The following is a 20,447-nucleotide window of genomic DNA, read 5'->3' on the forward strand; positions in this document are numbered from 1 at the left end:
ATGGCTTCAGTCTTTATCAAAATCAATAAAACGTAAATATCTTATAAAATCGCAGATACCGCAATGTGAACTCTGATAAGATATCAGAGATTAATAAGACATTTGTTGATAATAAGGATTTAAGATGAAACGTTTGGCTTATACCATTGCTGTATCTGTTTTGGCCACGACGGTTGGGATAAATGCCGCGCATGCCGAGAGAGTTTGCAAAGTAACAGATCCGACGGGTACTCCATTAAATATTCGTGATGAACCTAATGGCAAGGTTATTAATAAGCTGCGTAATGATCGCGAGGTGTATGTCACAGATACCACTTATGATAATAAAAATCGTCCGTGGGTATATTTAGAAGGCTATTACAAGGGCGAATACAGGCATTGGGGCTGGGCGATTAGAGAGTTTGTCTCTTGTTATGATCGTTGATATATTAATTTCAGCTTATCCAAACTATAATGAACTGGATATAACAAAACCAATAGACATAAAAAAGCCCAGTCACCGTATGATGACTGGGCTTTTTTATTGTTCGCTTACTAGTCTAATCTGATGCTAAGCAAAAGTGCTAATAAGTGACGCCGAATAGTGGCGTCCCCAGGGGGATTCGAACCCCCGTTACCGCCGTGAAAGGGCGGTGTCCTAGGCCTCTAGACGATGGGGACGCATAGAGTGTTATAACCAATGGTTACAACGGTATTTCACAATATCAGATAGCTTAATAAATAAGCATTGCCTAGGTGCTGATATCGTCCTACTAGCGAGTATTTATGATTACGTTTCAGTAGTACTGAGCGTTGCAATAAATAGTATGGTGGAGCTAAACGGAGTCGAACCGTTGACCCCTTGCATGCCATGCAAGTGCTCTACCAACTGAGCTATAGCCCCTCGCTAAGAGTGTGCGTATTTTATGCAAGACCGGCAGTCCTGTCAACTACTATTTTAAAAATAATGCATAAATATTTGAAAAAAAGCGTTTAAAGCTATTTTAGCTGCTTAATATGCCCAAATTAGCGTGGATTTTGCTTAAGAGAGATCTCTTTGATGGCTTTATCGGTGAAAAACTCTTCTTCGCTGCCATCAGAAAAGATAATAGCACTGCATTCAGTCGGTATGTATTGACCGCCTTTTTCTCTGACGGTTCTTATACCTTTAAAGCCAGTGATGTCAAACTTGCTTAATTTGTCTAGATTATGATTGGTATAACCACAGTAAGTAGTATATATCCATTTCAAATCTTCGAAATCTTGACCCTTTGTCAGGGTAAGCTGTGCATCATAAAGCTCTTTTACGATGGCGTCATAATATTTCTGTGCTTCTTTGAGCGTGTTAAAGACATAATCTTTGCTTTCTATCGTGACGGTTTTGGCGGCCATGTTAGCATCCAGTAAATATTCTAATGTAGTTTGGATTATCGAATTCATAATACTTCTCTTTCGGTAAAGCTATTTTTACAACTATAATTTCACCTAATGATAGTTAGTCATCTTTGACATAGCTAGGATCTCTTCTGCATCGTGGACAAATTATCTCTACATCACCTTCATCAGTCCATACAACTCTTCGTAAATCATCAGAAGGCCATGTGATACCACATATTGTACAATCACTTTCTATATCATCACTATATTCGTTATCGCAGTAAACGCACCGATATCCTGTTTCACTATTCTTTTCAGGTATCATGCTATCACTAGAGCATTCTACACAATATATTATTTGCTCATCATTAGGTGAATGACTCTCGTACCTTTCAAATTCATGGCTCTGTTTGTGGCGTTGGAGTTTTAGAATCCCCTTTATTTTTCTCAAATATGATTCAGATTGTAGAATACGCTCAGCTTGTAGATTACTCTGAGCTTGACTATTTATAAGCTGGTTCAATAGTATTCTTGTTTCACCTGCCTCCTGCAAAGTTTCTTCTGAAACACTCGCTTTTAGGTAATCTCTAGAATATTTAAGGAAAAACTCTGCGTCATACATTAGAAAATTTTTGACTTCTGCATGGTTATACATATCATCAAGTAGTTCAGGTCTTGGCTGTCGATGCTTTGTTTGAGAGTTACCGTTAAATACAGCAACTTCTAACCACCAGTCTGCCTTATTATCATCCGTTACAAAGATAATATCCTTTAGTTCTACTTCTTTTACATGGTCCAATATCTGTTGCCATATAAGATAGTCAGCATACTTTTTCTGATAAACAATTTGATTGTCTACACAAACTTCATCTTTTTTTTCATCTAAATAGCCTGGAGATATTTTTAGTTTATATTTAACTTGAGCATTTTTGTACAAAGTATCTATTTTTTCTTGAGTGTAAGCTGCGCTCCCAACTCTATTATCAAAAATCGTATCTATCTTTTCTTCAAGAGGATCGGCTTCATTAATTTTTTGTTGATCGTTGATAGTGTTATTAATTTCTCTTATTAGTTCATCACCTAACGATTTAAATTTTTCTTTAATATTGTCAACATCAATTGGCGAGTGTACTTTCTTTATCTGTAATTTATTTAATTCCGATACTAAAGTGCTTTGCGATTTATTTATGGCTTCTTTTGCTTCTATAAGTAAATTCGTTCTGCTTCTAATAGTCGTTAATCTATTACGTTTGAATTCGAGAGCTACATGGTGAGGAATCCATATTCTATCATCCAGACTTTCTAGAATTTTTATAAATTCATCTCTACTACTATCTTGGTATCTATAAAGATTGAGTAATATATTGGTATCAAAAATAAATAAAGAATTTTCCCAAATATGACGGTATTCTTGCTCTGTAAAATTATAATCATACTGTTTAAACATATTTTTCATGGCATATTACCTTAACCGATTTTTAATTGAAAAGTAGTATTTTTTATAATGGAGGTAATGAAAGTTTAGAATGCATATTTCTATTATTAGAATATCAACTTCAATAGATAATTTAATTTTTATAAATTTCAGATCTACTTATGATTAATTGCAATATCATTACTGACACGCACCAGAAACTATCTAAAAACGAGAGGTTGTAACTTAGTTTTATTATTAATTAAATATAGAATATTTTATTTAAAATTTTTTTTGGTAAACTAAGTAAGTGTTTACCAAAAAAAAGTTATCCTAATCGTATATTGATTAGGATAACTTGAACAGCTGTTATAAAATTATTTTTTAAATCGACTCATGTATCGCTACTCAGCTGCCAAAAAGTCTGGCAATTCAGCTGCTTGTTTCTCAAGTTTTTTTAGCTTCTTTTTACCTAAGCCGCCAAGCACGTCAACTGCATGGCGCAAGCGAGTCAAGGTCATATCAGCGCCGATAATTGCCATAGAATTCATGACAGGCGTCGATGAGGTGCTACCAGCGATAGCGATAAAGAATGGTGCCATAAAGTCACGCATTTTAATATCAAGATGGGCGGCAAGACCTTTTAAGGTGGCGTAGATATTTTCTTCTGACCACGTTGGCAAGGTTTCTAGCTGCCAAAGCGCTAGTTGCAGCATCTCAGTAATTTGCTCAGGGGTGAGCGATTTATGGGTAAAGCTTTCCGCAGTGATAGCAGGTAAGTTTTGGAAATAGAAGCCACCCCAATTAACTGCATCAGATAACAGCTCAATACGAGGCTGAATCGCCGCTGCGATAGCCGTAAGCTTGTCACTGTTATTTGCCCAATCGAGGATTTTATTTTTTAACTGTTCAGGAGTAAGCGCGCGTAGCCATTCTGCGTTGAGCCAGTTTAGTTTTTCGATATCAAAGATAGGGCCGCCGAGCGACACACGCTGGATATCAAAGCTCGCAATCATCTCTTCTAAGGTAAATTGCTCAGCTTCGTCAGGCATCGAGTAGCCCATACGACCGAGGTAGTTGAGCAACGCTTCAGGGAGCACACCAGCATCACGATAGTAAGTGATAGAGGTTGGGTTTTTACGCTTAGACAGTTTTGATTTATCTGGGTTACGCAGCAGTGGCATATGGCAAAGTACAGGCATCTCCCAACCAAAATACTCATAGAGCAGCTGATGCTTGGGCGCAGAGTTAAGCCACTCTTCACCGCGTAGCACATGGCTGATGTCCATCAAATGGTCATCGACAACGTTGGCTAAATGATAAGTCGGCATGCCGTCGGTTTTTAGCAGCACTTGCATGTCGACTTGTGTCCAAGGAATCTCAACCGTACCGCGTAACATGTCATGTACTTGACAGACGCCTTCGGTAGGCACACGCATACGAATGACATGCGGTTTGCCCTCACTGACCAATTGCGCAGTTTTCTCAGGTGCTAAATGGGCACAGCGACCGTCATAACGTGGCGTTTCACCATTGGCCATTTGCGCAGCTCGCATGGCATCGAGCTCTTCGCTGGTACAAAAGCAGCGGAATGCATGATCGTTTTCTATGAGCTGTTCGGCGTGCTTTTTATAAATATCACTACGCTCGCTCTGACGATAAGGCGCATGCGGGCCTCCAATATCTGGACCTTCCGCCCAGTCGAGACCGACCCAGCGCAGCGCATCCAAAATCATTTTTTCAGATTGTTCGGTTGAGCGCGTTTGATCCGTATCTTCGATACGTAAAATAAATTCGCCGCCGTGGGCTTTAGCAAAAGCTAAATTGAATAGGGCAATATAAGCGGTGCCGACATGCGGAAAGCCAGTAGGCGATGGCGCAATGCGGGTGCGGACAGGGCGCGTGCTGTTAGTTGAAGTCGATGATTGCATCATAAAATTCTCAGAATAGGGTAGTTAATGAATATGGCAGTGAAAAATGAAAAAAATAGCAGTTAAAAATGCTAATGATAAATATGAATGACAAGTTTGAATAAAAAATACGGCACAAACAATAGCCGTCAATGTAGAAAAATAGCGTAAAATATAGCGCTAGTATAACAGAGAGATGGAATATTTTTAACGAAATGCCCGTCTAGCGCTTGACTACCCGTGTATCCTTGCGATAATAATGTTAGACAAGTCATAACTTGTTTATTTTCATCTGATTTTTCACTCTTACTGACCAAAATGGTCGTCATCTACTGAGTCGTTTGTGTCCATATTGAATAATAAGCCAAAAAATACGCCGAATACTAAGCAAGATTCTAAAATGAATTCTTCTTTAGCCACTGTTAATGCTGCATCAGTGGCTGAGCTGTCTGCTGTAGAAAACGATTTTGTGGTAGAGAGTGACTCTACTAATCAGCTGAATCAAGAGTCTGTCACGGATAAAGCCAACTCTGATGAATTGAGCTTTGTCCATGATGCGGTGCTGTTACAAGAAACCGTTGCAGCAGTGCTGGGTGTCAAAGCGCTACCTAAGCAAACAGACGATGCAGAACAAAGCAGTGACAACCAAAATAGCTTGCAGATGAGTGGCGTCTACGTTGATGCTACCTTCGGGCGTGGTGGTCATAGTCGATTATTATTAAGTCAGTTGGCCGATGATGCAACCTTGATTGTTTTTGATAAAGATCCAACGGCGATTAGCGTCGCGCGTGAATTGGCAAAGACCGATAGTCGCGTAAAAGTGGTGCACGATAGTTTTGCGACGTTGACGGATAGTCTAACGGCAATGGGAATCACTCAAGTTGATGGCTTAATGGCAGATTTGGGTATCTCATCGCCGCAAATTGATGATGGCAGTCGTGGTTTTAGTTTTATGCGTGACGGTGCGGTCGATATGCGTATGGACACCAGTCGTGGGCAGTCGGTCGCTGAGTGGCTAGAAAAAGTCGATGATGAAACCTTGGCCAATGTGCTTTATGATTTTGGCGAAGAGCGTCATAGTCGCCGTATCGCCCGTGCTATTAAGCAGATGGACAGTTATGACTCTACTTTGGCATTGGCTGAAGTGATTAAAGTGGCGCATCCTAATTGGCAGCGTGGTAAGCATCCAGCGACTCAGAGCTTTCAGGCGATGCGCATTTTTATTAACAATGAGCTTGGCGATGTTGACGACTTTTTAGAACAAAGCATTCCGATTTTAAAGTCAGGCGGGCAGCTAGCAGTGATTAGTTTTCACTCGTTAGAGGATCGCCGTATCAAGCAGTTTTTGCAGCGTCATAGCAAAGGGCAATATCCAGAGGATGAGAATTTGCCGATGCCGCCGAAGCGTCCACGCTACTTTAGCAAGCCTAAACGCGTGGGTCCAAGCAAAGCTGAAACCAGTCAAAACCCACGCGCGCGTAGTGCGTGGTTGCGCATGGCGACTCGTACTGATACCGAATATCTACCCAGTGTCGAGCAATAGCACAGGTAGCGTGATGTTATAGAGAGGGTGTTTGGCTGCGTTGCTGGTGATTGGTTGCTGGCAATTAGTAGGATAAAAGTCTGAATACTTACGCGGCTGTTAAAAATCTGTAAACATTATCTGCTAGGCTCGGCTGTTCCTTTTTCGTTTGGTTTTACTTTATTGATGGTGCTGTACAAAGCGTCTTACCGCTCTAAAACAGTTGCCAATTTTCATACTTGAAGTCCACTTTTTGAGAGCGTCATGGCAATATCTGACAAACCCGCAAACCGTCGCGCTGCAATGCCGCATAACACCGATATCGGCGAGCTATTTGTGCGCCGATTTAATGTGGTTAGTATCTATGTAGTGGTGCTATTGCTGTTAGCAGTGGCGATTGTGTGGAGCGGTATCAAAACAGCCGAAGGCGTTCAGCAATATCATCAGGATTATAAAACCTTGCAAGACATGAAAAAACAAGAGCGTAATCTGCAAGTCGAACATCAGCGTTTGCTCATTGAACAGCAGACTTTTAGTGCGACGCCGCAAATTGCTAGCCGTGCGGTGGCTGAACTGGGTATGTTTTCACCGACGCTAAAAGATAAGCTCATTATCCAGCCGGGTGTTGCCACAGCACAGGTGCCAGTCGTCGATACTGACTCAGATGAGGATAAGTCTGACGTTATCGAACCACGGGCTTCTACGGATATATCGCCTGATGCTCCTATCACCGATACCACGGTAGCGGAGGCAGGACAATGAGTGATAAAAAACCTAATGCCAATAGCGGTAAAACGACCGCGAAAAATGCGAATAAAAAGCCAACTAGCGGTAAGGTCACTAAGCCCTTACGTCCTGCCAGTGCAGCCAAATCGGGACAAACAGGCAGTACGGCTGAAAAAAAATCCTCTGGCAACCGTAAGGCTAAATTGTTTGATCGATTGAAAAAAAGTGAAGAGCAAGGCGCTTATACCAGTGTCAAAAACCTGAAAAATAAAAGAGGGTTTTTGGGTAAAGCGTCTGGCGCTTCCTCTCGCGGCGGTTTTGAGCAAGACAAAAACCGTTTCCGTACTATTTGGGTCATTGCATTGGTTGTCTTGGGTTTGCTGATAGCCCGTGCTTATTATTTACAAGTTGCCAATGCCCAGTTTTATCAAGACAAAGGTGATGAGCTCATCACTAGCGTGCGCACGCAAAAATCCTATCGAGGTATGATTACCGATCGCAATAATTTGCCACTTGCAGTCAGTGCACCACTGGCGACGGTCTCTTTTAGTCCGCATGATTACGCGCGCGAATATTATGAGCTTAAGCGTATTATTATCACCAATCCTGAGAGTCCACAGCTCGTTGCGCGTATGCAAAAGCGTTTGGATAATATGGATCTGACCACGCTTGCAGCTGCTGCGAATATTTCGGTCACTGAGCTGAAAAAAGTTACTGCTATCGACGATAGTATTGATGTAACCGATGAAGCAGCAGTTAAAGCAGCGCTGCCATCGGGTGCAGGCTCGCACTATTTGCCGCTACTGAATAAAGTAACGCCTGAGATTGCCCAAAGTGTCAGCACCCTTGATTTTCCTGGCGTCTATGAAAAAAACTTTTTCCAACGTTATTACCCGCAGCCACAACCAAACTCGCAGCTATTGGGTTTTATGGGTCAAAATGTCAGCGATCCTGAAGGTGGTTACGAAGGTCGTGCTGGTATCGAACGCCAATATGAGACTGAGCTGGCAGGTGATGATGGCAAAGTGTTGGTGCTAAAAGACGCCAAACAAAACAGTTTAAAAGAAATTAAACAGATTGAACCAGAAATACCAGGTAAAGATGTGGCGTTGACCATTGATTCGCGCTTGCAGTATTTGCTTTATAAAGAACTAGAGAAAGCAGGGCGTTTGCAAAAAGCGCGCTGGTCAACAGGCATGATTGTTGATGTGCAAACGGGTGAAGTGCTTGCCTTGTCAACATGGCCATCTTTTAATTCTAATAACCTGAATGAGATGACTGGTGAGAATCAGCGTAACCGTGCGCTGCTCGATGTCTTTGAACCCGGTTCAGTGATGAAGCCATTCACCGTTGCAGCGGCTTTAGACTCAGGAAAATATACTGCCACTACCTTGATCGATACCAATCCTGGCTCTATTCGTGTCCGTGGTTATACCATTCGTGACCATAATAATTTAGGGCGGATCACGATGGCAACGCTATTACAGAAATCTAGTAACGTCGCCTCGACTAAGATTGCTTTGTCTTTACCAGCTGATGGCATTACCAATATGCAAAAGCAATTTGGTTTTGGTTCAAAGACACCGCTACAGTTCCCAGGGGAAGGTAGTGGGCTGGTTGTCACACCAAAAGAAAAAGAAACATCAAGACGTGCAACGGTCAGTTATGGTTATGGTCTACAGGTAACACTGGCTCAGGTCGCGCAGGCTTATTCGGCGCTGGCGGCAGGCGGTGTGATGCACCCATTGACCCTCATTAAAGATGACAAGCCGCAGCCAAGCAAGCGTATCATGGCACACGAGCAAGCGATGTCTATCGTACAAATGATGGAAAGTGTCACCGAACCGGGTGGTACGGCTAAAGGTGCTGCTATTGACGGTTATCGCGTCGCTGGTAAAACAGGAACGTCGCGCCGTATCAATCCAAAAGGTGGCTACTATACTGACCAATACCGCAACGTTTTTGCGGGTATGGCGCCAGCATCCAACCCTAGGCTGGTCGGCGTGATGCTCATCGAAGACCCACGTGGTCAGATTTATGCTGGTTTAACAGTCGCGCCAGTCTTTCATAATGTCATGAAAGAGGCGCTGCGTTTATACAATGTACCCTTAGATAAGCCGTTAAAAACGGAAGATTTATAGGCTTAAACGTAAGTTTTTTAAATGTTCAGTTTTTAACTATTTGATGTGTTTTAACCGTATAGGATTTGCCAATGACCCTGTCACCCTCGTCGCCAAGCATTACCCCAGTCACCTTGCAGCAGCTGACTGAATCTAGTAGTAGCAATAGCAGGCATGGTGTAGGTATAGAGCAGGCATTGCAAAAACTATCGACTCAAACGACATCGATTGGAACGGATTCAAAACCAATCAATTCGTTTCTTGATATTCCATTCCTGCAGTTTCGTTTAGACAGTCGTCAGCTAGAGCCGAATGATGTGTTTGTGTTATTAAAAAGCCACATACCAAACTGTCAAAAAAGCCGTGACTACCTCTATCAAGCCGCTGAACATGCGGCTTTTATCCTATCAGAAATAGATCTCACGGCTTTACTTAACACGACTAGTGTATCAAATCATGCCGATATCACTTTACCAAATGATAGTACTGCTAAAGCGCAGCAGCAATTAGCAGCACTGCCTTGCCCTGTTTTACATGTGCCCAATATTCGTGATTTTTTAGGGACACTCATTCAAGCACGTTTGCAGTATCAGCAGCCCGTGACTTTGCCAACGGTGGTCGCAGTGACGGGCACCAATGGCAAAACCACCATCAGTCAGTTGGTGGCGCAGTTGACGCAGCTGACAGGTATGAGCAGCGCAGTTATGGGCACGGCAGGTAATGGTAGGCTTGGTGCTTTGGTGCAAGCGAGCCATACCACGGGCGATGCTTTAGCGGTTCAGCAATTTTTATATCAAATGGGTTCAGAGAATGCTGAGTTATTGGCATTGGAAGCCAGCTCACATGGGTTGGATCAGCAGCGTTTACAAGGTATGCCAGTGTCGGTGGCGATTTATACCAATCTTAGCCGTGACCACTTAGACTATCATGCCGATATGGCAGAGTATGCAGCAGCAAAAGCTAGACTGTTTGATAAAGCGCATTTTCCAGATCTAACCCATGCCATTATCAATATCGATGATGAACATGCCCAGATTATGCTCGACACCGCACATGCCAGTGATTTAACGGTCTGGACGTATAGTTTAGAATCATCAAAATCTGCGACCTTTGTTGCGGCTGAAATCAAACCAAGCTTACAAGGTGTTGAGATTAGCCTACGCACTGATTTAGGCGATGGCGAAGTTAATCATTTAGGTATCGTCAGTCCATTACTCGGGCGCTTTAATGTTGCCAATTTGCTTGCCGCCATCGCTGCTGCCGTCGCTTTAGGTATTAGCCTTGAGCGTGTTACCGCAGTGGTGCCGCAGCTACAAGGTGCGATTGGGCGTATGCAGCGTGTGCCGTCTAATGATGGCTGCTTTATCGTTGATTATGCGCATACGCCAGATGCGTTAAGCCAAGTGCTTGCCAGCCTAAAGACCCATTGTAAGGGTCAGCTGTGGGCAGTGTTTGGTTGTGGTGGCGACCGTGATGCGGGCAAACGTCCTTTGATGGCGCAAGCAGGATTGGCAGGCGCGGATAAAGTTGTGTTAACGGCAGACAATCCACGCACCGAAGATCCCAATATCATTTTGCAAGATATGCAAGCTGGTATGACGAGTGAGCAATATCAGCGTACCTATATTGAGCCTGCGCGCCAAACCGCCATTGAATATGCGGTCAATAAAGCAGCGCCTGATGATATTGTCGTTATCGCTGGCAAGGGTCATGAAACCTATCAAGAAATTAACCATGTTCGTTATGATTTTGACGATAGTGTTATTTTGCAAAACGCCTTAAAACAAGCAGGGCGCGTATAGCCTTGATAAATAAATAGTAGCGCCGAACATCCATTTTATATGCTTCTTAAGAAGCATGAGTCGTTAACGATAAAAAATAAATAAGTAGTCATCATATATAAGGTAATCATTATGACAGCCGACAACGATAACAGCATTCAGTCGCAAGGGCTGTATGTTTGGCAAGCAGAAAATCTGCTCGCAGCAACCGCAGCACTCGATGGGCATTGGCAGCTGAGTGACGGAGAATCCGACTCAGAAAACACTTCAGTAGATGATGTAATGAGCACTCGTATCGCCACCGATACCCGTACGATAAAACCTGGTGATATATTTTTAGCGTTATCGGGTGATAATTTTGATGGTCACGACTATATCGATACTGCCATCGCGCAAGGTGCGGTTGCGGCTATCGTCGCCCGCCCTATTGCTACCGCTGATGCAAATAGCATTCCGCAGCTAGTAGTGAGCGACACCCGTTTGGCGCTAGGACAATTGGCTGCGTATCGTCGTCAACAGCATCAAAATTTGACCGTGATTGCCATCACAGGCTCTAGTGGTAAGACTACCTGTAAAGAGATGCTGGGTAGTATCTTTGGCAGACTTGCCCCAACGCTTATCACGCGTGGCAACCTAAATAATGACTTGGGTGTGCCGATGATGTTGCTCGAATTATCCGACCATCATCGCTATGCTATTCTAGAGCTTGGCGCAAACCATATTGGCGAAATTGCTTATACTACCGAGATTGTAAAGCCAGATGTCGCGTGTATCTTAAATATTGGCACGGCGCATTTGGGTGAGTTTGGCAGCCGTGAAGGGATTTGCCAAACCAAGGCTGAGATTTACCATACCTTGAATGACAGCCAATTTGCGATCGTTCCTGATAAAGATGATTTTACCAATCAATTACGCCGTATCGCTGAAAAGTATACGTCACACGTGATTGGCTTTGGTAATACTGATGTCAGTGCCAGCCATTTAGATGTCGAGCCTGAGCGCAGTGAATTTAAGCTGCATATCGGCAATCAAGTCCATGATATCAACTTGCCACTAGCGGGCGAGCACAATGTCAATAATGCTTTAGCCGCTGCTGCTTGTGCTCATGCACTAAATATCGATGTTAGTGATATCGTCGTCGGGCTTGAAAATGCACGTCCTGCTAAGGGGCGCTTGAACAGTCAATTACTGGGTATGCATCGCTTGATTGATGATACCTATAATGCCAATCCGCATTCGGTGCGAGCGGCAGCAAAAGTACTAGCGGCGCAAACGGGCACGCAAGTCATGGTGCTGGGCGATATCGCAGAACTGGGAGAGGCGGCGGTTAGCGAGCATCAAAGCTTGGGTCGTACCATTGCAACAACGGGCATCAATGTACTGCTGTGTGTTGGTGAATACGCGCCTTTTACCGTGGCGGGTGCACAAGAGGTTTCTGACATCAATGCCCATGCGTTTACCGATAAAGACAGTTTATTGGCGTATTTGAAGCCGTATTTGCAAGCGCAGCAGGCGCAGCCTTGTACGGTGCTGTTTAAAGGTTCTCGTTCCATGCAAATGGAAACCCTTATCAATGCGCTAATCGAGGAGTAGGCGGTGTTAGTTTGGTTGTTTGGCTGGCTTGGCCAGTATTACACGCCGTTTTCTGCGGTTTCTTCGTTGACACTGCGAGCGTTACTCGCGGTCATTACCGCCCTCGCATTTAGCATGTTTTTTGGTGGGCGTGTCATTCGACGTCTGCGAGCACTGAAATATGGTCAAGCGATTCGCAATGATGGTCCACAATCGCATTTGGCGAAAACTGGTACGCCGACCATGGGTGGAGTACTGATTTTAAGTGCGATTGGCGTGTCCACTTTACTATGGGCGCGTTTGAATAATCCGTACGTTTGGATTTTGCTCATTGTCATGATTATCTTTGGCGCGGTCGGCTGGGCAGATGATTGGCTAAAAATTAAGTATAAAGATCCCAAAGGCTTAATCGCTCGCAAAAAATACTTTTGGCTTTCTATGGGTGCTTTGTTCGTCGGTGTGTCTTTATATTATATCGCCACCTTGCAGCCAGATATCGCGACCACGCGTGAGATGCAGGATTTGCTGCTACCGATTTTTAAAGATTGGATGATTCCTTTTTCGGCAGTGCCGTTTGGTATTGGCTTTATTATCTTTACCTACTTTGTGATTAATGGTGCTTCTAACGCCGTCAACTTAACCGATGGCTTGGATGGTTTAGCCATTTTGCCCGTGGTCTTGGTCGCGGCAGGTTTGGGCGCGATGGCTTATGTATCAGGTGATGTACGCTTTGCTGATTACTTGCATGTGCCTTATATTGCCTATAACTCCGAGGTTCTCATTGTCTGTGGTTCGATGATTGGTGCAGGGCTAGGTTTTTTATGGTTCAATGCCCATCCAGCCCAAGTATTTATGGGCGATGTGGGGGCGCTTGCTCTTGGGGCGATGCTTGGTACGATTGCCGTTATGACCCGTCAAGAGATTGCTTTTGCAATTATGGGTGGTCTATTTGTCGCCGAAGCACTGTCGGTCATGCTACAGGTTGGCTCGTATAAGCTGCGTAAAAAGCGCGTCTTTCGGATGGCACCATTGCATCATCACTTTGAAGAAATTGGCTGGAAAGAGACGCAAGTGGTGGCAAGGTTTTGGATTATTGCCATTATTCTCGTCATCCTTGGGCTCATGACCTTAAAACTGCGTTAATACAGCCACATCGCTCGAACATTAATATGAATATCATGTATGCAAAAGCCATCTCACTTTAGTTGAGGTGGTTTTTTTTAGTTGCTGATAGTTTGGTTGCTGATAGTTTATTTTTCGCATTTTCTTTCCTGCATTGTTTATCGCGCCTTTTATCACGCAGTAAGCCTGAATTTTGTTAAAATGGCAGCCATATTGCGATGACGTTGAGATACTTGTGAGCTTATTTATTTGTCCCCTTTGCCAATCACCATTACAGCCTGCCGCAGATACGTGGCGCTGCGATGGCAGCTTGCACCCAAAACACATGGCTCATCCATTTGATGTGGCACGTCAGGGTTATGTTAATTTATTGCCCGTGCAACAAAAAAAATCCAAAGCACCGGGCGATAGCCAGCAATCAATCGAGGCGCGCAAACGGTTTTTAAACGCCGGACATTATCAGCCATTGCAGACGCTTATTTGCCAAAAGATGAGGGAGTTGTTGGCGAAAAATGAGTCGGTCGCTGATTCAGCAATTGAGCCGATAACTACAAAGGATAGCAAGGCAATCAATTGGTTGGATATTGGCTGCGGTGAAGGATATTACACGCAGGCAATGGCACAGACAGGCATGGATACTCTCATCGCCGCAGATATCAGTAAACCGGCTGTGGTAGAGCTTGCGAAAACAAGCAAAGCGGCGGGGCGTCTTTGGTATCAGCAAGTTAAAGACAGTGTTACTAATGCGACAGCCAAGTCGGCAGTCATCTATCCGCTTGTTACCAGCGCTGCCCATTTGCCGTTACGCGCGCATAGCATAAAGGGCATTAGCAGTATCTTTAGCCCTATCTTGCCAGACGCGTTCAATGAGGTATTGACTGCAGACGGTTATTTAATCATTGCCAAGCCAGATATCGGGCATCTAGCGACGATGCGCGAAGCGTTATTTGACAACGTCCGGGAGCATGATTCGGATAAGTTTTTGCATGAATTGGCTCCATATTTCACGCTAATGGGTACGGAGCATGTCAGTACCGAGATGACGTTGTCAGCCGCTGATTTGGCTGATTTGATGACCATGACGCCTTATGCTTATCGCGCGCTTAATGAAAAAAGACAGGCGCTACTAGCAGCGGTCGAAACAGAACCCTTTACGACACAAGCTAAGTTTGTCATCTATATTTTGCAGAAGACAGCAGCTGAATAGAATGGCTTAAGGTCATTAGTATTTTTTCATGACATTTATCTCATTTTTAGCCCGTTTAGATATGATCAATTGAATTGAGGACACGCCCTAATAATGGGTTACAAAACAGGTCCCATCGTGGCGACAATGTTATTCCAGATTTTATAAGATAACGGCCAGTTTTCAACTTGCTCACGAGTGACTTCTTCAGAATCAGCGATATACTGGTATTGTCGCTCAATGATGGCCGCTGTGAGCGTTTTATCGCTAAACACAATGTTGTTTTCATAGTTCAAATCAAAGCTACGCAAGTCTAAATTGGTCGAGCCAATCAGACTGATTTCGCCATCGATGGTCAAGGTTTTTGCGTGTAATAGACCGGGTTTATATTCGTAAATATTGACCCCCGCTTCAAGCAGCTGCCAGTAATAACTGTGGCTGGTAGCAGCCACGACTATTGAGTCGTTATTCTTTGGGAAAATCATGGTTACTTGTACACCGCGATAAGCGGTCGCACACAAAATGCTGACGAGCGAATAATCAGGCACAAAATAAGGCGTTGAGATGATCAGGGTTCGCTTTGCCTGACCAATTAAGACACCTAAAAATTGCGGCGTGGTGCTGCGTCGTTGGGTAGGACCATCAGAAAAAACCTGTGCAGCAAAGCCTTTTGGCGGCAATGTGACTGGTAAAGGTGGCGGTGATGTTATTGGTAAAGGCTCATCAGTTTCTGGCTGTGGGGATTTTTGTTGCTTTAGTTGTGGGTCAATAAAATAAGGAAAGCTGTCAAGCGGCGTATCAGGATTTTCAGTCAGCCAATCACTGGCAAACAACATCTGATTCTGTGCCACCACTGGTCCTTCGACCCGCAGCATAATGTCTACCCACGGCGCAAATTTTGGCTTTACACGAAACTCAGGATCGGCGCAGTTGCGACTGCCACAGTAGCCGATTTTGCCGTCAATAACCGTAATCTTGCGGTGATTTCGCAAGTCAATCCGGCTAAACATGAGTACCTTTAAAATATTACTAATTGGTAGGGCAACACTGACTTGTACGCCAGCTTCTATCATTTCCTGCCATATCTTTGAGCCGACCATTTTTCGTGAGCCCATACCGTCAACCATTGCTCGGCATATGACGCCGCGCCTTGCTGCTCGTATGAGCGCTTGAGCAGTATCGATTCCCATACCATCGATTAGCCAAATATAATACAGCACATGAATATGATCGGTCGCTGCATCAAAGTCGGCAATCATACGTTTGCGCGTCTCAGCCGCATCTGCCATTAGCTCTGCGTGATTGCCCACCGTTGTATGATAGCCAGTTGCATTGGCAGAGTAGGCAAAGGCCGCTTGGTATTCAGGTTTGATAGCCTCCGACAAAGCGATGTCATCACCAAGTACTTCGGGACTATGTGCGCTTAATTTATCGATGATCTCTTTACGTTTGCGCGTAAAATCGCGTCCTAGATGCACCTCACCAAACATCCAATAAATTACAACCCCCAGATAAGGCAAAATGAACAATATGACGAGCCAAGCAAGCCGAGCGGGCGAGGTCAGATCATGGCGTGCAAGCACTCGCAAAGAGATCAGTATCAGCAGCATGAAATGAACAGTTAAAAAGATATCCAATAGCATAATGCGCTCCATCATTATTATTTTTATTTGCAGTATTTATCAGTGGTTCTTACTGATTATAACGCACTGTAAAATTACCACCGTTTTGATTGGTAAAAACAGCAATGCGGCAACGCTGGAGCTATGATACTTAGCAGTAAGCTTGTTCAAGCTGGTGAAATATACACCTCCATCAATACTCTCCTAACAGCCAGCCACTGACAAAGGCAAAATACTCGCGAAACCAAGCGTTGTAACGAATGGATAAAGGTGTCGGACTGGCGACGGTGATCGGTTGTTTATAGCCCTGATGTCGCGCAATGCTGGCCGCGCGAATGCTATGGAAATCACTGGTAACGATGGCGATAGGATCAGTGATAGACAGCCCTTTTTCTTCTAACAACGCTCGGCTGTTAGCGAGGTTTTCTTCCGTACTGGTACTTTTACCTTCTTGTAAAATGCGTTCGAATGGCACGCCATGTGCCTCATGCAAATATGTGGCCATGATATCGGCTTCGCTACGTGTACGCTGAAAACCAACGCCACCACTGGTCATCACCAAAGCATCTGGTTGTGTCTCGATAAGGGGCACAGCGGTGTCCAAGCGCTTGGCGAGCGTCGGTGTCGGCTTACCTGCAACCGTGCCTGAGCCTAATATAATAATCGCTGCCACTGTCGGTGCAGGCTGCTGGCTAAGCGTAATCTGCTGTCTTAATGACCAAATAAATAGAGCGAAGCTTAACAACCAAAGTATAAATACAGCCCATAACCCATACCAAAGGCGGTTAAAGCCATAATGTTGGCTGCAAAACCTGCGTATTGCATGCCAAAAAATTCCATGTATGACAAAAACCATGCCGACTAAAAAAGGTACAACCGAGCCGAAATTAACTTTACCGACGACCATCAATGCAGCGCAATCGATGATAAGTATGATGCCGATAACAGATAAGAGGCCACGAGTAACGGAAATTAAACCTTTAGACATAGTGAAAGACGCTTTTATTCAAGTGAATGGAGTTTCTGATAGTGGCTTATAAAAGTAGGCGGTAGTGAGGTATGTTTTAACCCATTATTAATCTATTTTTAACCTGTCTTTATAAAATATAGTGATTCTGGACATACTGAATGCACAGTTCATGAAACGCTTGTGCTGGCGGTGAAATCGTTTTATTTGCCAATTTAAAAATACCAATTTGTCTGTCTAAGGCAGGTTCAAGTAAGTCGAGCCATACCAATTCTGGCTCATTCGACGGAAAGGCGAGCTTGGGTAGGGTGGTTATGCCAAGATCATTGCGTAATAATGAAAATAAGGAAGTAATATTCTCGACCGTGTAACGCGCATTGCGGTTGAGCACCTCGGCGGGTGTGTTTTCGAGCAGTCGACAAGTGCCATTATAAATAAAAGGCTGGGTCATCAGTTGTTGCCATTTAAGCCCTGCTTTTTGTTGGTTTCTTGACGGTTTTACTGGTTGATTTAACGAATTGCTTCTTAAGCAGACCACGCCAATCGGGTCAGATATGAGCAAGGTGAAATCTATATTTGATTGGTCGATACTGGTGCAGTTGCCCAATGCCAAATCGATTTCACCTGCCAATAAACGATTGGCCACACCGACAGAGTTATCATCTATTAGTACAATCTCGACATCAGGATATTTCTTGGAGTACTCAACCAACACGCTAGGCAAGAGTTTTGTCACCAGTGATGGCACGCTTGCAATCCTTATTTTGCCTTTATCGCCAGCGGCTGCTCCTTTTAAATCATCCTCTAGCGCTTGATAAACCGTCATAAACTGCTCGATTTTGGGTAAACAAGTCTCGCCAAAAGGCGTGAGTGTTGCTTTATTTCCTCCTTCAAATAAGCGCTGACCCAGTGTTTTTTCCAATTCCTTTATCGAGGCAGACAACGCCGCTTGCGAGCGATTGGCGCGATCCGCCGCCGCCCGAAAGCCGCCTTCCTCTACCACGCATAAAAAGTGACGTAATTGCTGTAATTTCATAGGCTTATTCTTCACCACTATTAATATATAAGATATCGTCTATGATAGATTAAATCTATCATATTCTAAATTTAATTAGTTAGATTTATCGTTAGTACTTGGGTAGGATAACTCTATAGCAATCGCTGCCCAATCATTGATCAAAGGATATGACGACATGACGACTCATTCAACCAAACAATCCATCAAAACCTCACTTTATGCGTCTAAAGCCCCTCTAGAATGGGCGATCACTTGCAATGGTACGTTGTACACCGCGCAGATTCCTATCGATGAAAATGGTGATGTGGTTGCAGGTGGTATCGAAGCGCAAACCCGTCAAACATTAGACAATCTCAAGCACACACTAGAATGTGCCAATGTTGGTATGGATTCGGTACTACAGGTCATGATCTATGTGACCGATCGCGACTATCTAAAAACGGTCAATCAAGTTTATGCTGAATACTTTGAAGCACCCTATCCAAATCGGGCAGCGCTCGTGATAGCAGGACTGGCTCGTGAAGAAATGCTGGTTGAGCTGGTTGTATATGCCGCTGTGCCTTAAAACTAATTTTAATATTCCATCTTTTAATACTTTATCAAGGAAGCTCTTATGTCAGCTCACACCGCCCAACAGATATTGCAGCAAGACCCAACCAAATCACTTTATATCAATGGTGAATGGCAGGCAGGCGTAAATACCGTTGCCAATATTAACCCATCTGATATCACTGACACTATCGGTGAGTTCGCACAGGCCAGTGGCGATCAAGTCAAAGATGCCATTGCTGCTGCCCGTCACGCTCAGCCAAAATGGGAAGCAACTTCTTTAGAAAAAAAGCAGTCTATCCTACAAGCGATTGGCGATGAAATGATTGCTCGCTGTGATGAGCTAGGTACGCTGTTGTCTCTTGAAGAAGGTAAGCCATTTGCCGAAGGACGTGGCGAGATTTACCGTGCGGGTCAGTTCTTTCATTATTATGCCGCTGAAGTATTGCGCCAAATCGGTGATAACGCCGCCTCAGTACGCCCTGGTGTCAAGGTTGAAGTCACCCGCGAAGCAGTCGGTGTGGTCGCTATTATCTCACCTTGGAACTTTCCAACGGCCACCGCTGTATGGAAGATCGCGCCAGCGCTAGCGTTTGGTAACACTGTCATTTGGAAGCCTGCGAATTTAACGCCAGCCAGCGCAGTAGCATTGGCTGAAATCATTCACCGTCAAGGCATGCCAGAAGGGACATTTAACCTGCTACTGGGTGGCGGCTCGTCAGTCGGTGATGCACTCATCAATTCTACAGATATCGATGCCGTTAGCTTTACGGGTTCTGTACCAACAGGTCGCAAAGTTGCTGCTGCGACGGCACCGAACTTTATTCGCTGTCAGCTTGAGATGGGTAGTAAAAACGCCTTGGTCATCGCTGATGATGCTGATTTGCAAGTTGCTATCGATGCGGCAGTGGCTGGTGCGTTTGGTGGTTCAGGGCAGAAATGTACGGCTTCTTCACGCCTCATCGTAATGGACAGTATTCATGATGCCTTCGTCGAAGGTGTGGTCGCAAAAATGAAGACTTTAAAGGTCGGTCATGCGCTTGATGAAGGTATCTTTATGGGGCCTGTCGTCGATGACAAGCAGCTGGCATCAAACATGGACTGGATCGAAAAAGCCAAGCAATCCGGTGCCAATTTAGCCTTTGGTGGTGAGCGTTTAGAGATGCCGCATGACGGCTACTATATGTCGCCGACGTTATTTACCGAGACGGACAACAGCTGGGATATCAACCAAGAAGAAGTATTTGCGCCGCTCGCTTGCGTCATGCGTGTCAAGGATTTGGACGAAGCGATTGCCATGACCAATGACACGCGTTTTGGTCTGACGGGCGGCATCATTACCCAGAGCTTGCGTAGCAGTGCGATGTACAAAGAGCAAGTGCAAGCAGGTTGCGTGATGGTCAATCTAGCGACTGCGGGAACTGACTACCACGTGCCGTTTGGTGGTCGTAAACAGTCAAGCTTTGGCCCGCGTGAGCAAGGTCAATACGCTAAAGAATTCTATACCATCGTCAAGACCGCTTATCAAAAAGCGTACTAGGCATGTCTTAACAAGCATACTCGCCGCTATCGAAGTGACACG

General features: G+C 44.4%; 16 protein-coding genes and 2 tRNA genes. 10 read left to right on the forward strand and 8 right to left on the reverse strand.

Annotated features, from left to right (window positions below):
* Positions 1-124: 124 nt before the first annotated feature.
* On the forward strand, positions 125-424 hold the full coding sequence (locus JMX95_RS08820) for a peptide-binding protein (protein ID WP_109591994.1): 300 nt from the start codon (positions 125-127) through the stop codon (positions 422-424).
* Between the two features lie 160 nt (positions 425-584).
* Here the strand turns inward: JMX95_RS08820 and JMX95_RS08825 are convergent.
* The 5 genes from JMX95_RS08825 to gltX all read right to left on the reverse strand — a co-directional run bounded on the left by JMX95_RS08825 (position 585) and on the right by gltX (position 4,704).
* Positions 585-660, reverse strand: a tRNA-Glu gene (locus JMX95_RS08825).
* Between the two features lie 147 nt (positions 661-807).
* A tRNA-Ala gene (locus tag JMX95_RS08830) sits at positions 808-883 on the reverse strand.
* Positions 884-1,005: 122 nt separating this feature from the next.
* On the reverse strand, positions 1,006-1,419 hold the full coding sequence (locus tag JMX95_RS08835) for a hypothetical protein (RefSeq protein WP_227676018.1): 414 nt from the start codon (positions 1,417-1,419) through the stop codon (positions 1,006-1,008).
* Between the two features lie 55 nt (positions 1,420-1,474).
* Positions 1,475-2,812 carry a PIN-like domain-containing protein gene (locus tag JMX95_RS08840; RefSeq protein ID WP_109591992.1) on the reverse strand — a complete coding sequence of 446 codons (1,338 nt, stop codon included), beginning with the start codon at positions 2,810-2,812 and terminating at the stop codon, positions 1,475-1,477.
* Between the two features lie 362 nt (positions 2,813-3,174).
* Positions 3,175-4,704 (reverse strand): glutamate--tRNA ligase, encoded by a 1,530-nt coding sequence (gene gltX / locus JMX95_RS08845; protein WP_201560601.1) that lies wholly within the window; start codon positions 4,702-4,704, stop codon positions 3,175-3,177.
* Between the two features lie 319 nt (positions 4,705-5,023).
* On the opposite strand from gltX, the gene rsmH reads away from it, so the two are divergent.
* The 7 genes from rsmH (at position 5,024) to JMX95_RS08880 (ending at position 14,730) form a co-directional block, all read left to right on the forward strand.
* Positions 5,024-6,223, forward strand: coding sequence for a 16S rRNA (cytosine(1402)-N(4))-methyltransferase RsmH (gene rsmH / locus JMX95_RS08850; RefSeq protein ID WP_227676019.1), 1,200 nt, complete (start codon positions 5,024-5,026; stop codon positions 6,221-6,223).
* 243 nt (positions 6,224-6,466) lie between these two features.
* Complete coding sequence (locus JMX95_RS08855; protein ID WP_201560602.1) at positions 6,467-6,964, forward strand: cell division protein FtsL; 498 nt, start codon at positions 6,467-6,469, stop codon at positions 6,962-6,964.
* Positions 6,961-9,069, forward strand: coding sequence for a peptidoglycan D,D-transpeptidase FtsI family protein (locus JMX95_RS08860; RefSeq protein ID WP_087813660.1), 2,109 nt, complete (start codon positions 6,961-6,963; stop codon positions 9,067-9,069). The genes JMX95_RS08855 and JMX95_RS08860 overlap by 4 nt, the downstream gene beginning before the upstream one ends.
* Before the next feature lie 71 nt (positions 9,070-9,140).
* A complete protein-coding gene (locus JMX95_RS08865) occupies positions 9,141-10,850 on the forward strand; it encodes a UDP-N-acetylmuramoyl-L-alanyl-D-glutamate--2,6-diaminopimelate ligase (RefSeq protein ID WP_201560603.1) in 1,710 nt (569 codons plus the stop codon).
* A gap of 111 nt (positions 10,851-10,961) precedes the next feature.
* Positions 10,962-12,422, forward strand: a complete 1,461-nt coding sequence (locus tag JMX95_RS08870) for a UDP-N-acetylmuramoyl-tripeptide--D-alanyl-D-alanine ligase (RefSeq protein ID WP_201560604.1) — start codon at positions 10,962-10,964, stop codon at positions 12,420-12,422.
* Between the two features lie 3 nt (positions 12,423-12,425).
* A complete protein-coding gene (mraY, locus tag JMX95_RS08875) occupies positions 12,426-13,544 on the forward strand; it encodes a phospho-N-acetylmuramoyl-pentapeptide-transferase (protein WP_055125376.1) in 1,119 nt (372 codons plus the stop codon).
* A gap of 214 nt (positions 13,545-13,758) precedes the next feature.
* A complete protein-coding gene (locus JMX95_RS08880) occupies positions 13,759-14,730 on the forward strand; it encodes a putative RNA methyltransferase (RefSeq protein ID WP_320157778.1) in 972 nt (323 codons plus the stop codon).
* A 98-nt stretch (positions 14,731-14,828) separates the two neighbouring features.
* Here the strand turns inward: JMX95_RS08880 and JMX95_RS08885 are convergent, their stop codons facing one another.
* From JMX95_RS08885 to JMX95_RS08895, 3 genes are all read right to left on the reverse strand, one after another.
* On the reverse strand, positions 14,829-16,352 hold the full coding sequence (locus tag JMX95_RS08885) for a phospholipase D-like domain-containing protein (protein WP_201560605.1): 1,524 nt from the start codon (positions 16,350-16,352) through the stop codon (positions 14,829-14,831).
* Between the two features lie 172 nt (positions 16,353-16,524).
* Positions 16,525-17,319: a YdcF family protein gene (locus tag JMX95_RS08890; protein ID WP_201560606.1), complete on the reverse strand. Its 795-nt coding sequence runs from the start codon at positions 17,317-17,319 to the stop codon at positions 16,525-16,527.
* Positions 17,320-17,428: 109 nt separating this feature from the next.
* Positions 17,429-18,334 carry a LysR family transcriptional regulator gene (locus JMX95_RS08895; protein WP_201560607.1) on the reverse strand — a complete coding sequence of 302 codons (906 nt, stop codon included), beginning with the start codon at positions 18,332-18,334 and terminating at the stop codon, positions 17,429-17,431.
* Between the two features lie 157 nt (positions 18,335-18,491).
* On the opposite strand from JMX95_RS08895, the gene JMX95_RS08900 reads away from it, so the two are divergent.
* Together JMX95_RS08900 and JMX95_RS08905 are read left to right on the forward strand one after the other, a co-directional pair.
* Positions 18,492-18,881, forward strand: a complete 390-nt coding sequence (locus JMX95_RS08900; protein ID WP_201560608.1) for a RidA family protein — start codon at positions 18,492-18,494, stop codon at positions 18,879-18,881.
* A gap of 48 nt (positions 18,882-18,929) precedes the next feature.
* Complete coding sequence (locus JMX95_RS08905; protein WP_201560609.1) at positions 18,930-20,405, forward strand: aldehyde dehydrogenase family protein; 1,476 nt, start codon at positions 18,930-18,932, stop codon at positions 20,403-20,405.
* Positions 20,406-20,447: the final 42 nt, after the last annotated feature.

Source organism: Psychrobacter sp. NC44 (genome assembly GCF_904846655.1).
Taxonomy (GTDB): domain Bacteria; phylum Pseudomonadota; class Gammaproteobacteria; order Pseudomonadales; family Moraxellaceae; genus Psychrobacter.